Raw genomic sequence first — 13371 nt, 5'->3', positions numbered from 1 at the left:
GACGGATCAGGCTTCGGTGATGCAACAAGTGATCGCTGATCCGTCTCAAAACTCGACGGCAGCTACATCGCTTTTGCCTAAAGGTCTCTCAGATAGGTGTTTTCACTGCGGGAACGCGCATAAAGCGTCTGATCAATGTCTGCTGTCAGCATCTCCTCCGACAGGCCAGCAGACGCCAGCACCGACCCATCCGGTGCGGTAATCACGGATTGCCCGGCATAGACGAAATCACCATCGCGACCGGTATTGTTGGCATAGGCGATGAAAATCTGGTTCTCGAATCCACGCACCGCGATCATCTTTTCGGCGATGAATGTGCCTGAAGATCCCATCGGTGTCGCCGTCGGCACAAGGATCATCTCTGCCCCGGCCTGAACCAGGCGGCGGACATTTTCCGGAAACTCGACGTCGTAGCAGATCAGCATGCCGAGCGTCATGCCGCCATGACTGAACAGGCAGGTTGAGGGCTTTTCCGGCTTGAACAACCCGCGCTCATAATCGCCATAGAGGTGCGACTTGCGGTAAACCGACGGTGTGCCGGCACCATCGGTATAGACAGCGGAGTTGTAGACGGCGTCTCCGGCCTTCTCGGCGAAACCGGCGACGATGGCGACACCGGTGGTGCGCGCGATTTCGCCCAGACGTTCAACCAGAGGCCCGTCGGCAGGTTCAGCCAGATCGATGACCGCCCTGCCTCCGCCATAGCTGGTCACGCCCAGTTCCGGTGTGATGAGCAAAGTCGCGCCGCCTTGCGCCGCCTCCAGCGCAGCCTGCTCTATGCGCTCAAGATTGGCCGTAGTGTCGGCGCCCGCCGTATGCATCTGCAATACCGAAATGCGAATCATGTTTTTTCCTCGGAATTGGCGCCCAGCAGCTTCAGAAGATCACCGTACCGGGCGATCAGCGAATAGATCACCGCCGCCAGCACCACAAACAGCACCGTCACGGAAGCCATGGTCGGGGTGTAGCCATATCGCAGCGCATTGAAAATCTTGATCGGCAGCGTTTCCATGGTGAAGCCCACCGTCATGTAGGCAACGATATATTCATTCAGCGACAGCACGAAGGCAAAGGCATAGCCCGACACCAGATAGGGGGTGATCAGCGGCAGCACCACGGTGCGGAAGATGGTGCGATCATCGGCCCCCATGGTGGCGGCCGCCTCGACCAGCGAGCGGTCGATGGCTGTGAATCCCAGCGTCAGCGTCACCAGCGGCAAGGTGACAAAGAAGATCGCGTGGCTGATCACCGCCGTCCAGGGCTGGCCGTAAAAGCCGGTGGTGGCCCAGAAGGTGAGCAGTCCCAGCGCGGTGATCACCGGCGGCAGCGTGAACGGCGCGATGCCGAGCAACTGGAAGACATTGGCCCAGGGCGCGATTCTGCGCCACAAGAACCAGCTCAGCGGCAACGCGATGGCCACGGCAAGTGCCGCCGACAGGATCGCCAGCGTCAGCGAAGCAAACAGCGCATTGCGCCAGCCGGTGTCAGTAAAGATATCGACATACCAGGAGAGCGAGAACCCCTGTGGCGGGAAGGCCAGCGTCTGCTTGGCATTGACCGACACGCCGGCGACGACGATCAGCGGTGCAGACAGAAACAGGCCGACGAGGGTGAAATAAAGCCGGCGCAGATAAACACTCATGTCGCAGCCTCCCGCTTGCGCCCGACAAACAGCGTCAGCGCCACCAGCCCCAAGGTGACCAGCACCAGGAACACCGCCATGGCTGCGGCAAAGGGCATGTTGGACTGATAGATCGCCTGATCGGTGATCAGAACCGACAGCGTCCAGTGCTGTGGCCGGCCAAGAATCTGCGGCAGCAGATAGGAGCCGAGCGCGAAGATGAACACCATGATCAACGTTGCCAGTATGGTGGTCCGGAGCGCCGGCACCACGACAGTGAAAAAGGCCCGAATCGGCGAAGCGCCGAGCGTCCGCGCAGCTTCGGTCAGCGTCGGGTCGAGCCGCACAAGGGCGGGATAAAGCACCAGGATTGTGTAGGGCAGCGCCTGGTAGACCATGGCGGTCAGCACCGCCGGAAAGCCCGGCGCCAGCGCCACCGCCCTGTCCATCAGTCCAAGCGTGACGAAAAGATTGGTGATGCCGGCAGTGCGGGAAAACAGCGTTGACCAGGCAAAGCCGATGATCACTTCCGACAGCGACAGCACCGACAACAACGCCACCATCCAGACGATCTGCGACCGCCGCGACAATTTGGTCAGCATATAGGTGAACGGCACCCCGATGGCGACGCAGCAGATGGCGACAAGCACCGCCAGCATCAGCGAGAAGCCGAGCACATTGGCAAAGAACAGGCTTAAAAACCGCTCGTAATTGGAAAACACGAAGGCTGGCGTGTAAAAACCGCCCTGAAGCCGCTGGAAAAAGCTGACCGCGATCATGGTTCCGAACGGAATCACGAAGAACACGATCAGCATGATCGCCGGAAATGCCAGCGGTCCGTAATCCGTGAGTTTCTGCGGCGCCTCGCGTCTCATTTCGAAAGCACCACACAGACGCCGGGCTCGAGCACGACGCCGACGGGCTGTCCGACCGAAACTTCCGGCCGCGCCCGCGGGGTCGACACCGCGATGATCGGTTTGCCACCGCAATCGATGAAGGTCTCGATGGTGCCGCCGAGATCGCGGACAAAGGTCACCGTGCCGGTGATCGTGCCGTCGCTGCCCGGTGCGGTCAGATGCACGTCCTCGGGCCGGATCGAGATGATCGCCTTGCCGCCGCCGGGCGCAGTCAGCCCCGGAATCGCCTGACCAAGTGCCACGGCGCGGCCGGCGCTGTCGGTGTCCATGTCGATGAGATTGGTCGAGCCGATGAAGTCGGCGACGAATGTGTCGGCGGGCGCGCGATAGATCTCCATCGGGCTGGCCGCCTGGCGGATCTCGCCCTTGTTCATCACCACCACGGTGTCGGCCATGGTCATGGCCTCGCGCTGGTCGTGGGTCACAACGATGGTGGTGATGCCGAGTTGCTGCTGCAACTGCCGCAATTCCACCTGCATGGCTTCGCGCAATTTGGCGTCGAGCGCCGACAGCGGTTCGTCGAGCAGGAACAGTTTTGGCGAACGGGTCAGCGCCCGGGCAATCGCCACCCGCTGGCGCTGGCCGCCGGAGAGCTTGGCCACCGGCCGGTCGGCATAGCCGGAGAGATGGATCATCGACAGCAGTTCATCGACGCGTTTTTTCTGCTCCTCGCGCGGCGCACCGCGAATCCTGAGCGGATAGGCAATATTCTCGCCAACCGTGAGATGCGGAAACAGCGCCAGCGACTGGAACACCATGCCGAGATTGCGCTTGTGCGTCGGCACCCGTGTGATGTCCTCGCCATCCAGCAGGACCGAGCCGCTGGTCGGCAGGTCCAGCCCGGCAATCATCCTGAGCAGCGTGGTCTTGCCGCAGCCCGACGGCCCGAGCATGCAGACGAATGTGCCATGCGGCACGGTGAGCTGCACATCGTTGACGGCGGTAAAACTGCCGAAATCCTTGCGGACGGTATCGAGCGTCAATCCAGACATCATGTCCCCATTGTCATCTTGCCCCTGCCGGGGATCGGGAGGGCCGGCAAACCGGCCCTCCCCTGATCATGCAATCACGTCACTTGCGGGTGCGCTGTCCGGTATTAGCCAACGATCAGCTCTGTCCACTTCTGGTTCAACCAGTCCGACTTGGACTGATAGAGGTCGTAGCGCGGGATGATCGGATCAATATCCGACGACACGCTGGCAAACTCCTCGTCCGTCAGGTCGAGCAGATTGCGCTTCAGCGTCGGCGCGGTGCCGACCTTGCGCGACAGGGTCGACTGGATTTCCGGCTGGCTCATATAGTCGATGAACACATGCGCTTCCTCGACTTTCTCCGAAGCCCGCGACAGTGCCCAGCAACCCGAATCCTGAATGCCGCCTTCCTTGGGGAAGGTGGAGCGGACCGGATGGCCATCGGCGGCGGCAAGGCCGGTGACGTCGTGGTAATACTGCCCCATCGGGATCTCGCCGGATTTCAGCGCCTGTTCGAACTGGGCTTCATCGCGGTACCAAAGCCGGACGTTCGGCTTGACCTCGGCAAGCTTCTCAAACGCCTTGTTGATGCCCTCTTCGGTGTCCAGCGCATCGGTGCCGCCCAGATAAGTCTTGGCCGTCACTTCCAGCAAGAACGAGTTCGACACCAGCGCCAGCAGGCCAAGTTTGTCGGCATTTGCCGGATCCCACAACGCTGCCCAGCTGTCGGGCGCTTCGGGGTAGCTGTCGGTGTTGGTCACCAGCGTGATGTACCAGGCCACCGCACCAATGCCGGCCACGCGGCCATCGGGATACTTGTTGACGAAACGCTCGAGCAGATCATCATAGTTTTTGATCCTCGAGGTATCGATCGGCGCCCACAGATCGGTCGACTGGCCCTTGAGCATGGAAACCTGCGACATCATCGAGACATCTGCGGGCGCGACACCGGCCTTGGCGGCCTGTTCAAGCTGCACCAGCCAGGCTTCGCCGGTCGGCTCGGCAATCGATTCCACCGCAATGCCGCTGGCAGCGGTGAAGTCGGGGAAAATGTTCTTGTCGAATGAATCCTTGAAATAGCCGCCATAGACGCCGACCTTGAGCGAGCGGTCCTGGGCGCGCAGAATCGACGGCATCGACAAGGCGCCAATGGCCGCGGCTGTTCCGCCGAGAACTGCCCGGCGGCTGATGGATGAGTTGAGAATCTTTCGCATTGTCTTCTCCTTTGTTTTCCGGCCCTTGACCGGGGTTCCCGTGTACTGCCCCTGAGGTTCTGTGCCTCATTGAGCGATTTGTTTGGCCTCCAGCATCCGCGAATATTGGGTCAACGGAAAGCAGAGGATGAAAAAGATCAGCGCCACCAGACCGTAAACCTTGAACGGCTCGAAGGTGGCGTTGTTGATGGCGTTGGATGTGCGCAGCAATTCGTCAAAGCCGATGATCGAGGTCAGCGCTGTGGCCTTGATCAGCTGCACCAGAAACCCGACGATCGGCGCGCGGGTGATCGAAAACGCCTGCGGCAGGATGATAAGTCGCAGTTCCTGCACCCGGTGCAGACCGAGGCTTTGGCCAGCATCCCACTGGCCGGAAGGCAGTGCCTCTACACCGCTGCGCCAGATTTCGGCCAGATAGGCGCTGGCATAAAAGGTCAGGCAGAGCACGGCTGCCGACCACGGTTCGATGCGAAAGCCGAGCATCGGCATGCCGAAAAAGATCAGGAACAACTGCATCAACAGCGGCGTGCCCTGAAACAGGGCGATGTAGCCCTTGCCGAAACGCCGCAGCCAAACATGTTTGGAAATCCGCAGGATCAGAATGATGATGCCGACGCTTGCGCCGCCAACAAAGGCTGCCAGCGACAGCGCCACGGTCCAGCGGGTGGCAAACAGCAGGTTGCGGACGATGTCCCAGAGCGTGAACTCGATCATGACACACCCGCCGGCAAGGTGGCGCGCCCTGCCCCGACCAGCAGCCGCCGCAAGGCAATCGACAGGCCGAGATAGACCAGCGTGATGATGAAATAGGTTTCGAAAGCGCGGAAGGTGCGCGCCTGCAGCGTGTCACCCTGATAGGTCAACTCGGCGACGGAAATCTGGGACACGACGGCGGATTCTAGCATCATGATGACAATCTGGCTGGTGAGCGCCGGAAATATGATCTGCAAAGCCTGCGGCAGCACGATCTTGACGAACACTTGCCTTGGCCGCAAGCCCAGCGCGAGGGCCGCCTCCTTCTGTCCCTTGGGCACAGCGTCGAGGCCGGCACCGACGATCTCGGTGGTAAAAGCAGCCATGTTCAACGTCATCGCCAGAATCGCCGCCGAAATCGGGTCAAGCCTTATGCCGATGCTCGGCAATCCGAAAAAGATGAAGAACAGCTGCACCAGAAATGGCGTGTTGCGGATCACTTCGACATAGATAGTGATTGCCTGCCGAAGCGGCCGGTTGCCGCTGCGGCGCCCGGCAGCAAGAATGACACTGAGCACTGTTCCCAAAACGGTGGTGACCGCAATCAGCAGAATCGTCATCGACGCGCCGCGGGCTATTGCCCCCAGCGCGTCGTAAAGCCAACCGAAGTCGAGGCTATAGGACAAGTTCTAGTCCTTGAGGTTTTCCAGGTTCAGTTCGACCTTCAGCCAGTTCTGCGACGAGGCGTCGAGGCTGCCGTCTTCGATCATCTTGGCAATGGCGTCGTTGATCGCGGTCTTCAGCGCATCTTCGCCCTTGTTGAGCGCGATGTGCGAAGGCGAGCTCAACAGCTGGAACTTCTGTTCCGGCTGCATTGCGTCCTGCTTGGCCAGCACGCCGGCGCCAACATCATTGCCGACAACCATCAGGTCAGTCTGGCCTGAGATGAAGGCCTGGATCACCGAATTGTAGTTGTCGAAACGCTTGATGTCGGTGCCTTCAGGCGCTGCTTCCGTCAGCGACGTGTCTTCCAGCGTGCCCTTGTTGACGGCAATCGACTTGCCGGCGAGGTCAGCTGCTTCGCTCACGTCGGTTGCAGCAGGCCCGATGACTGCGATGTAATAGGGCGCATAAGCTGCGGCGTAGTCGATGACTTCCGCCCGCTCGTCCGAGTAACCCACGCTCATCAACAGATCAACGCGACGGTCGTTGAGATAGGGAATGCGGTTCTGGCCGGTGACGGCGACAGGAACCAGCTCGACCTTCAGCGCGTCGGCAATCGCCTGCGCCACGTCCATGTCATAGCCCTTCAGGCTCATGTCGGAACTGGCGGACGAGAATGGCGGGAAGTCGGCAAAGACGCCGACATTGAGCTTGCCGGCTGCCTGGATGTCGGCGACGGCATCGGCGTTTGCCGGTGCGGTGAAAGCGAAGCCGGCGCTCAGAAGTGCCAGGGCTGCGATGGAAGATTTCAGGCTGCGATGCAGTGACATGGGTGTCCCTCTGGAATGGTTGGTTGTGTCCGGCATGTGCCGCCGTTGCTCATTGCATTCCGTTCAATGGCGAGTTCGTGGTTGGGCGTCAGGCTTGCTTGCCGGTGATGGCCGGGCTGAAGACCATAAGGCTGAGGATCTCGAAAAGCACCTGCGCACCGGCCTGTGCCGTATTTGTAGTGGAATCATATTGCGGCGCTACTTCGACGACATCGCCGCCGACAATGTTCATGCCCTTGAGACCTCGAATGAGGTCCAGAACTTCGCGTGTCGTCAGACCGCCTATTTCCGGCGTGCCTGTTCCCGGCGCAAATGACGGGTCGAGACTGTCGATGTCGAAGGAAAGATAGGTCGGACCGTCGCCGATGATTTGTTTTGCTCGTTCTATGATCGCTGGCATGCCCATGCCGGTGACTTCTTCGGCGTGGATGACCGTCATGCCGGATTCATAGGAGAATTCCCACAGATATTCGGCCGCACCGCGGATACCGATCTGGATCGTCCGTGTCGGATCGAGCACACCGTCAAGCACCGCGTTGCGGAACGGACCGCCATGGTGGAATTTGGTCATGTCGAAGGCGCCGCCGGTGTCGCAATGGGCGTCGATATGGATCATGCCGACCGGGCGCTTCTTGCCGACGGCCTTGAGGATCGGATGGGTGATCGAATGGTCGCCGCCGACCGACAGTGGCAGCACGCCGGCGTCGACGATCTGACCCACGCGGCGCTCGATGTCCTCGTGGCTCAGCTCAAGCCGATAACGGCTCTGGAAGCTGACATCGCCGATGTCGGCAACGCGCAACTCGTGCACCGGGGCGCAATCAAGCACGTGATTGTAGGGACCGATGCGTTCGATCGTACGCATTGCACGGGGGCCAAAGCGTGAGCCGTTGCGATTGGTGACGCCCAGATCCATTGGCATGCCGATGATGGCCACCTGCAGATCGCCAAAGTCAGGATTGTCGTTGTCAATCTCGACATAGGGCGCGGTCAGGAAGGTGGGGATGCCTGAATAGGGTGCCAGCCGTGTGCCGCTCTCGGTAAAAATCTTGTCGGCAACCCGCCGGAATTTCGGGTTGAACAATTCGCCACCATGGCTCTCGGCGTATTTTCCCTTGAGCGCGTCGAGCTTTGTTTTGTCCCAGGCCATCAGTTTGTCCTCGCGAAGTGTCAAGGCGCGCCGGGAGCGCTGCCGTTGAACGAAATGTTGCAAAGCAGCGATGCGAAAGCAATTGATATTGTTAGTGTCGTTTGTGTGAGTTATTCTCACATAATGAGCACACGATCATGACCCAACGCCTGCCACCGCTGAATCCGCTGCGCGCCTTCGAGGCGACCGCCCGCAATCGCTCGCTGACTAAGGCGGCAAAGGAACTTTGCGTCACCCACGGCGCTGTCAGTCACCAGATCAAGGCGCTGGAACTTTCGCTGAACGTCAAGCTTTTCAACCGCAGCGGCCAGCGGCTGGCCCTGACCGAACATGGCGCAGACCTGTTACCTTCAGTGACATCGGCTTTTGGGGAAATCGCCGCTGCCACCGCCCGCATGACCCGGCCGGCAAAATCCGGATCACTGTCGATTTCCTGCGTCTCGGCGCTGCTGTCGCTGTGGCTGATGCCGCGGCTGGCGAGTTTCACCGCGCGCTACCCGGAAATTCGCCTGACCTTCACCGCAGGCAATGATCCTGCAATGATCCACTCGCCCGATGTCGATGTCGCCATCCTCTATGGCGATGGCAGCTGGACCGATTGCTGGCTCAAGCTGTGGTCGCATTTTGACCTGTTTCCGATCGCCAGCCCCTCGCTGATCAACAACCGGCCAATCAGAACCGCCCGCGACCTGGCCGAGCACACCATTTTGCACGGCGACAATGGCCACGAATGGCACATCTGGCGGACTGCAGCCGATGTTCACGGCATCACTGGCGGTCAGCAGCACTATTTCTCCGATGTGCGGTTGGCGCTCGAAGCGGCGGTGCTTGGCCACGGCATTGCGCTCGGCGACACCTTGACAGCGGCGAGCCTGTTGACCAAGGGACAGGTGATTGTACCGTTCAAGCTTGCCGTTCCCGCCGTTCATGCCTTCTATGTCGCCTGCAGCAACGATCTGCGCTCGACCCCGGTGGTCGACGCCTTCATCGACTGGCTCTATTCCAGCATCGAGGAAGAGGACGCCAGGGCAGAGCCGCTGATTGCCGCCCGACGAACCATCCGCCGGGCGCAGCAGCCTCAGACGGCACGATCCAGTGAAACCGAATCGATCGAGGTCGACGACGTCATCTGATTGCTGCCTGACTGCCTTTGGCCCCGAACCGAGAAAGAACCCCATGCCGACTGCCCGTTTCAATCCGCTAGTCAAAACCCTTGCCGCACCACCGATTCCGGAGGTGCAGGCCTGGAAGCATGACTATGACGGCCGTCTCGGACCGCTGATCGACCTGTCGCAGGCAGTGCCCGGCTACCCGCCGCACCCTGACATGTTGCGCTGGCTCGGCGAATCCGCAAGTTCTCCATCCATGGCTGGCTACGGCGAAATCGAAGGCGAGCCGGAACTGCGCGCCGCCTATGCAAATTGGGTCAGCGACATCTATGCGGCCGAAGTCAAACCGGCCAACATTCACGTCACCTCGGGCTGCAATCAGGCTTTCATGGCGACGATGATGGCCATTGCCGGCCCGGGCGACACCGTGCTCCTGACCAATCCGTGCTATTTCAACCACGAGACCACGCTTGCCATGTCAGGCGTCAAGGTCGGCTATGTCGACTCCCATGCGCAGGACGGCTTTCTGCCGACGCCTGAGGCGGTCGAGGCAATGATCAATGACGGCGTCCGTGCGCTGGCGGTGGTCACGCCCAACAATCCCACCGGCGCCACCTACCCGGCTGGCCTGCTGCGCGAATTGTTCGAACTCTGCCGCGCCCGTGGCCTCTGGCTGATCATCGACGAGACCTATCGTGATTTCCTGCCGCTTGATTCCGGATCGCCGCATGGGCTTTTCGCTGTTCCCGGCTGGCAGGACAACTTGATCGGGCTCTACAGCTTTTCCAAATCCTTCTGTATTCCCGGCCATCGCGTCGGCGCGGTCACTGCCGGGGAAGCAGTCGTCACCCAGATCGCCAAGGTGATGGACAATTTGCAGATCTGCCCACCGCGACCGCCACAGGCAGCTTTGGCTAAGGCCATTCCGGCGCTCGGCGACTGGCGCCGCGCCAATGTGCTGGAAATCACTGCCCGGACCGAAGCGCTGAGCGAAGTCATGGCCGACGCGCCCGGCTGGGAGATTGCCGCCCTGGGCGCCTATTTCGCCTTTGTCCGGCATCCCTTTGCCAGTCTCAGCGCCCATGACGCCGCCCACAAGTTGGCGCGGGAAGCCGGTGTTATCACCATTCCCGGCTCCTTTTTCGGCAATGGCCTGGAGCGCTATCTGCGCGTCGCCTTCGCCAATGCCGATGTGACAACGATCCGGCAACTGAGCGCGCGGTTTGCGTCCACAGGCTGATGCGGCACCTGCCACGTTAAACCGGCGCCTTGCCTGCCGCTCCACCAGCGCTGCTCACATGCGTGACTTGACCTCGCGACCGGTTCAGCCTATTTTCTGAGTAATCACTCAATAAATAGGTACCCCATGAACAGCCCGATGTCCCATCGCGATATTACGATTCCCGAAACCTGGGATCGCAGCGGGCTGCCCGGCTGGACCTATCACAGTCAGGCCTTTCTCGAGCTCGAGAAGCAGGAGATATTCCGCAAGCACTGGCAGATTGCCTGCCATGTCTCGGACCTGCCGGAGCCAGGCAATTACATCGCCTTTGACATGTGCGGCGAACGGGCGCTGGTGCTCCGCGGCGCCGATGGCGAGGTCCGCGCTTTCCACAATATGTGCCGCCATCGCGGCGCCCGCGTCGTCGCCAACGAACAGGGCTCCTGCAAAGGCGCGCTGGTCTGCCCGTTTCACGGCTGGGTCTACAATCTCGACGGCACCCTGCGCGGCGCAGCACGGCCAAAATCCTTCCCCGATCTCGACAAGACCGAATTCGGACTGCAACCGCTCGAAGCCGAAGTCTGGAACGGCTTTGTCTTCATTCGCTTCGAAAAAGGTCCGCAGCCGGCTGTCGCTGAGCTTTTTAAACCCTTCGCCGATGAAATCGCCCATTTCGACATTGCTGACATGGTGCCGTGCGGGGAAACCTGGACCATGGTTTCCAAGGTCAACTGGAAGTCGGTCCGCGATGTCGACAACGAAGGCTACCACGTGGCGCTGGCCCATCCGGCGCTTCAGGACCTGTACGGGCGCTCCTATTTCGATGAGCCCTTCGTCAACGGCCTGTCGCGATCCTATGCCGAGTGCAACGAAAATGGCCGGCGATGGAGCGTTCGCAACTATCTCAAGGCCATGCAGCCGCGCCCGGGCATGCCCGACCATCTCAAGCGCGCATGGGTCTATTATGGAATGTTCCCCAATGCCGTCATCGCTGCAACACCGGAGCTGGTACAGTTTTACCAGGAATTTCCGCTGTCCACCGGCGAGACCTTGCTGCGTGGCTCGATCTATCGCTACCGCGACGAGACCAGACAACAGACCCTCGCCCGTAAACTCGCCGCCCGCATCGACTTTGAAACCATGGGCGAGGATGTGCGCCTGACCGAATGGTCGAACGAGGCGATGAATTCCACCGCCTTCAAGGGCTTTTATCTCTCCGACCTCGAATATGGCGTGCGCAGCCATCACGATCATCTCCGCGCTGTGCTGCCGATCAGCTCGCTGGAGCAGCGACCGCACGAAGATGATATGGCCCGGCTCAACTCCGAGATGACCATCAGCTTCTGATCCGTTTCAGACAGGCACCAATTAACAACACCCGCCCCGGGATTTCCGGAGCGGGTGTTTAGTCTTGATCCAGTTCGGTCGCGTCGTCCGGCTAATGCCTCAGCCTTGCCAGATCCCTTCCTGGCGCAGATCCCGCATGGTCCGCGAAATCCCCTCATGCAGGATGCCCGCCATGCTGTCGATCTGGTCGCGGGTGATCACCAGCGGCGGCGACATCACGCACATATGCACCAGCGGCCGCACCAGCAGCCCCAGTTCCTGGCAATGCTTGTCGATCCGGTTTCCGACTTCGGTATCAAGCCGGATCGGATTGTGGCTCTCGCGATCGGCAACGCATTCAATACAGGCCATCAGCCCCATGCCCCGCACCTCGCCGACCAGTTCGAGTTCTTCGAGCGCTTTCATCTTTTCATGGAAATAGGGTGTGATCTCGCGGGTATAGTCGAGCAGATCGTTTTCCAGGATGTCGAGGTTCTTCAATGCAACCGCGCAGCCGATCGGATGGCTGGAATAGGTCAACCCATGCGCATACATCGCTTCGGGATGGTTGGACGCACGAAGGTTCTCCAACAGCCGATCCGACACCACCATGCCGCCGAGCGGGAAATAGCCCGAGGTAACGCCCTTGGCGAAGGTGATGATATCCGGAACCACGTCAAAGCAGGCTTCCGAGGCAAACACATGCCCGAGCCGGCCAAATGCGGTGACCACTTCATCGACGATGAACAGGATGTCGTTGGCGCTGCAGATATCTCGGATCGCCTTGAAATAGCCCTCCGGTGGCACGATCACACCGCCGGACGCCATGATCGGTTCACCGACAAAGGCCGCGATATTCTCGGGTCCATGCTCACGCACTGCGTCTGCGAATTCCTTGACAAGCTGATCGCGAAAGTCCTCAAGGCTCATGCCCTTGGGGCGCCGGAACGGATCCGGGCAGGACAGCCGGATCATCATGTCATCGGCAAAATCCATCCAGTTTTTCGACCGCTGGCTGCCGTTCAGGCTGGCCGAAAGATAGGTGCTGCCGTGATACCCGCCATCACGGCAGATGACCTTCTTCTTGCCCTCAAGCCCGCGGACATTGCTGTAAAACTGCGCGAAACGAAGCGCGCTTTCCACCGCAGTGGAACCACCGGTGGTGAAAAACACGTGATTGAGATCGCCTGGCGCATGCTCGGCAATACGCCGCGCCAGTTCCGCCGACGGTTCATTCGTCGTGTACCAAGGCGAATTGTAGGACAGTTCCATCGCCTGTTCTTTAAGTGTTTCGGCCAGAACCTCATTGCGGTGTCCGACATTGGTGCACCACATTCCGGCCGGTCCGTCGATCAGCTTGCGGCCGTTCTCGTCATGGACGTAAACGCCCTCACCCGAGGCAAGCACGCCCCGCGCTTCCGCACCGATCGAACCCGCCGATGGCCACGGCTGGATCAGGTGGTCAACTGCCTCCTGAGTGGCCTTTTTGTAGAGATTGGCTTGTTTATCGGACATGATGCGGAATTCCCGAGAGAGAGGCACGACACCGGATTTCAACAGCTTTCCAGTGCAGTTTTGAGCCGTTATTGAATGACTGTTCAGTCAATTTGACAGAAAAACGGCTTGCATTCAACTCTCTTTTGGCTTCAAATCAA

General features: G+C 60.2%; 13 protein-coding genes. 3 read left to right on the top strand and 10 right to left on the bottom strand.

The genetic code is table 11. From position 1 onward, the window contains the following. Positions 1–77: 77 nt before the first annotated feature. From IMCC20628_RS05620 to speB, 9 genes are all read right to left on the bottom strand, one after another. Positions 78–845, bottom strand: coding sequence for a carbon-nitrogen hydrolase family protein (locus IMCC20628_RS05620; RefSeq protein ID WP_047029403.1), 768 nt, complete (start codon positions 843–845; stop codon positions 78–80). Next, positions 842–1642, bottom strand: a complete 801-nt coding sequence (locus tag IMCC20628_RS05615; RefSeq protein WP_047029402.1) for an ABC transporter permease — start codon at positions 1640–1642, stop codon at positions 842–844. Before IMCC20628_RS05615 ends, IMCC20628_RS05620 begins: the two co-directional genes overlap by 4 nt. Then, on the bottom strand, positions 1639–2496 hold the full coding sequence (locus IMCC20628_RS05610; RefSeq protein WP_047029401.1) for an ABC transporter permease: 858 nt from the start codon (positions 2494–2496) through the stop codon (positions 1639–1641). Before IMCC20628_RS05610 ends, IMCC20628_RS05615 begins: the two co-directional genes overlap by 4 nt. Next, positions 2493–3530, bottom strand: coding sequence for an ABC transporter ATP-binding protein (locus IMCC20628_RS05605; protein WP_047032288.1), 1038 nt, complete (start codon positions 3528–3530; stop codon positions 2493–2495). The genes IMCC20628_RS05610 and IMCC20628_RS05605 overlap by 4 nt, the downstream gene beginning before the upstream one ends. A 104-nt stretch (positions 3531–3634) precedes the next feature. Then, positions 3635–4714 (bottom strand): ABC transporter substrate-binding protein, encoded by a 1080-nt coding sequence (locus IMCC20628_RS05600; RefSeq protein ID WP_156174647.1) that lies wholly within the window; start codon positions 4712–4714, stop codon positions 3635–3637. A gap of 75 nt (positions 4715–4789) precedes the next feature. Further along, a complete protein-coding gene (locus IMCC20628_RS05595; protein ID WP_047029399.1) occupies positions 4790–5437 on the bottom strand; it encodes an amino acid ABC transporter permease in 648 nt (215 codons plus the stop codon). After that, positions 5434–6102, bottom strand: a complete 669-nt coding sequence (locus tag IMCC20628_RS05590; protein ID WP_047029398.1) for an amino acid ABC transporter permease — start codon at positions 6100–6102, stop codon at positions 5434–5436. The genes IMCC20628_RS05595 and IMCC20628_RS05590 overlap by 4 nt, the downstream gene beginning before the upstream one ends. Positions 6103–6105: 3 nt before the next feature. Continuing rightward, on the bottom strand, positions 6106–6909 hold the full coding sequence (locus IMCC20628_RS05585) for a transporter substrate-binding domain-containing protein (RefSeq protein WP_047029397.1): 804 nt from the start codon (positions 6907–6909) through the stop codon (positions 6106–6108). 88 nt (positions 6910–6997) lie between these two features. Beyond that, entirely contained in the window at positions 6998–8059 is a 1062-nt protein-coding gene (gene speB / locus IMCC20628_RS05580; RefSeq protein ID WP_047029396.1) for an agmatinase, read from the bottom strand. Between the two features lie 137 nt (positions 8060–8196). Between speB and gcvA the strand changes: the two genes are divergently transcribed. From gcvA to IMCC20628_RS05565, 3 genes are all read left to right on the top strand, one after another. After that, a complete protein-coding gene (gene gcvA, locus IMCC20628_RS05575; RefSeq protein WP_047029395.1) occupies positions 8197–9192 on the top strand; it encodes a transcriptional regulator GcvA in 996 nt (331 codons plus the stop codon). Between the two features lie 43 nt (positions 9193–9235). Beyond that, positions 9236–10408 carry an aminotransferase gene (locus IMCC20628_RS05570; protein WP_047029394.1) on the top strand — a complete coding sequence of 391 codons (1173 nt, stop codon included), beginning with the start codon at positions 9236–9238 and terminating at the stop codon, positions 10406–10408. A 126-nt stretch (positions 10409–10534) separates the two neighbouring features. Then, the gene (locus IMCC20628_RS05565) at positions 10535–11737 is read left to right on the top strand and encodes an aromatic ring-hydroxylating dioxygenase subunit alpha (RefSeq protein ID WP_047029393.1); all 1203 of its coding nucleotides are present in this window, start codon (positions 10535–10537) and stop codon (positions 11735–11737) included. A 99-nt stretch (positions 11738–11836) separates the two neighbouring features. Here IMCC20628_RS05565 and IMCC20628_RS05560 read toward each other — a convergent pair whose 3' ends face one another. Next, positions 11837–13231: an aminotransferase gene (locus tag IMCC20628_RS05560; protein ID WP_047029392.1), complete on the bottom strand. Its 1395-nt coding sequence runs from the start codon at positions 13229–13231 to the stop codon at positions 11837–11839. Positions 13232–13371 lie beyond the last annotated feature (140 nt).

This window comes from Hoeflea sp. IMCC20628 (genome assembly GCF_001011155.1).
Taxonomy (GTDB): Bacteria; Pseudomonadota; Alphaproteobacteria; order Rhizobiales; family Rhizobiaceae; genus Hoeflea.
The sequence above is the reverse complement of the archived record's forward strand: the minus strand, read 5'-3'. Positions and strand labels throughout refer to the sequence as shown.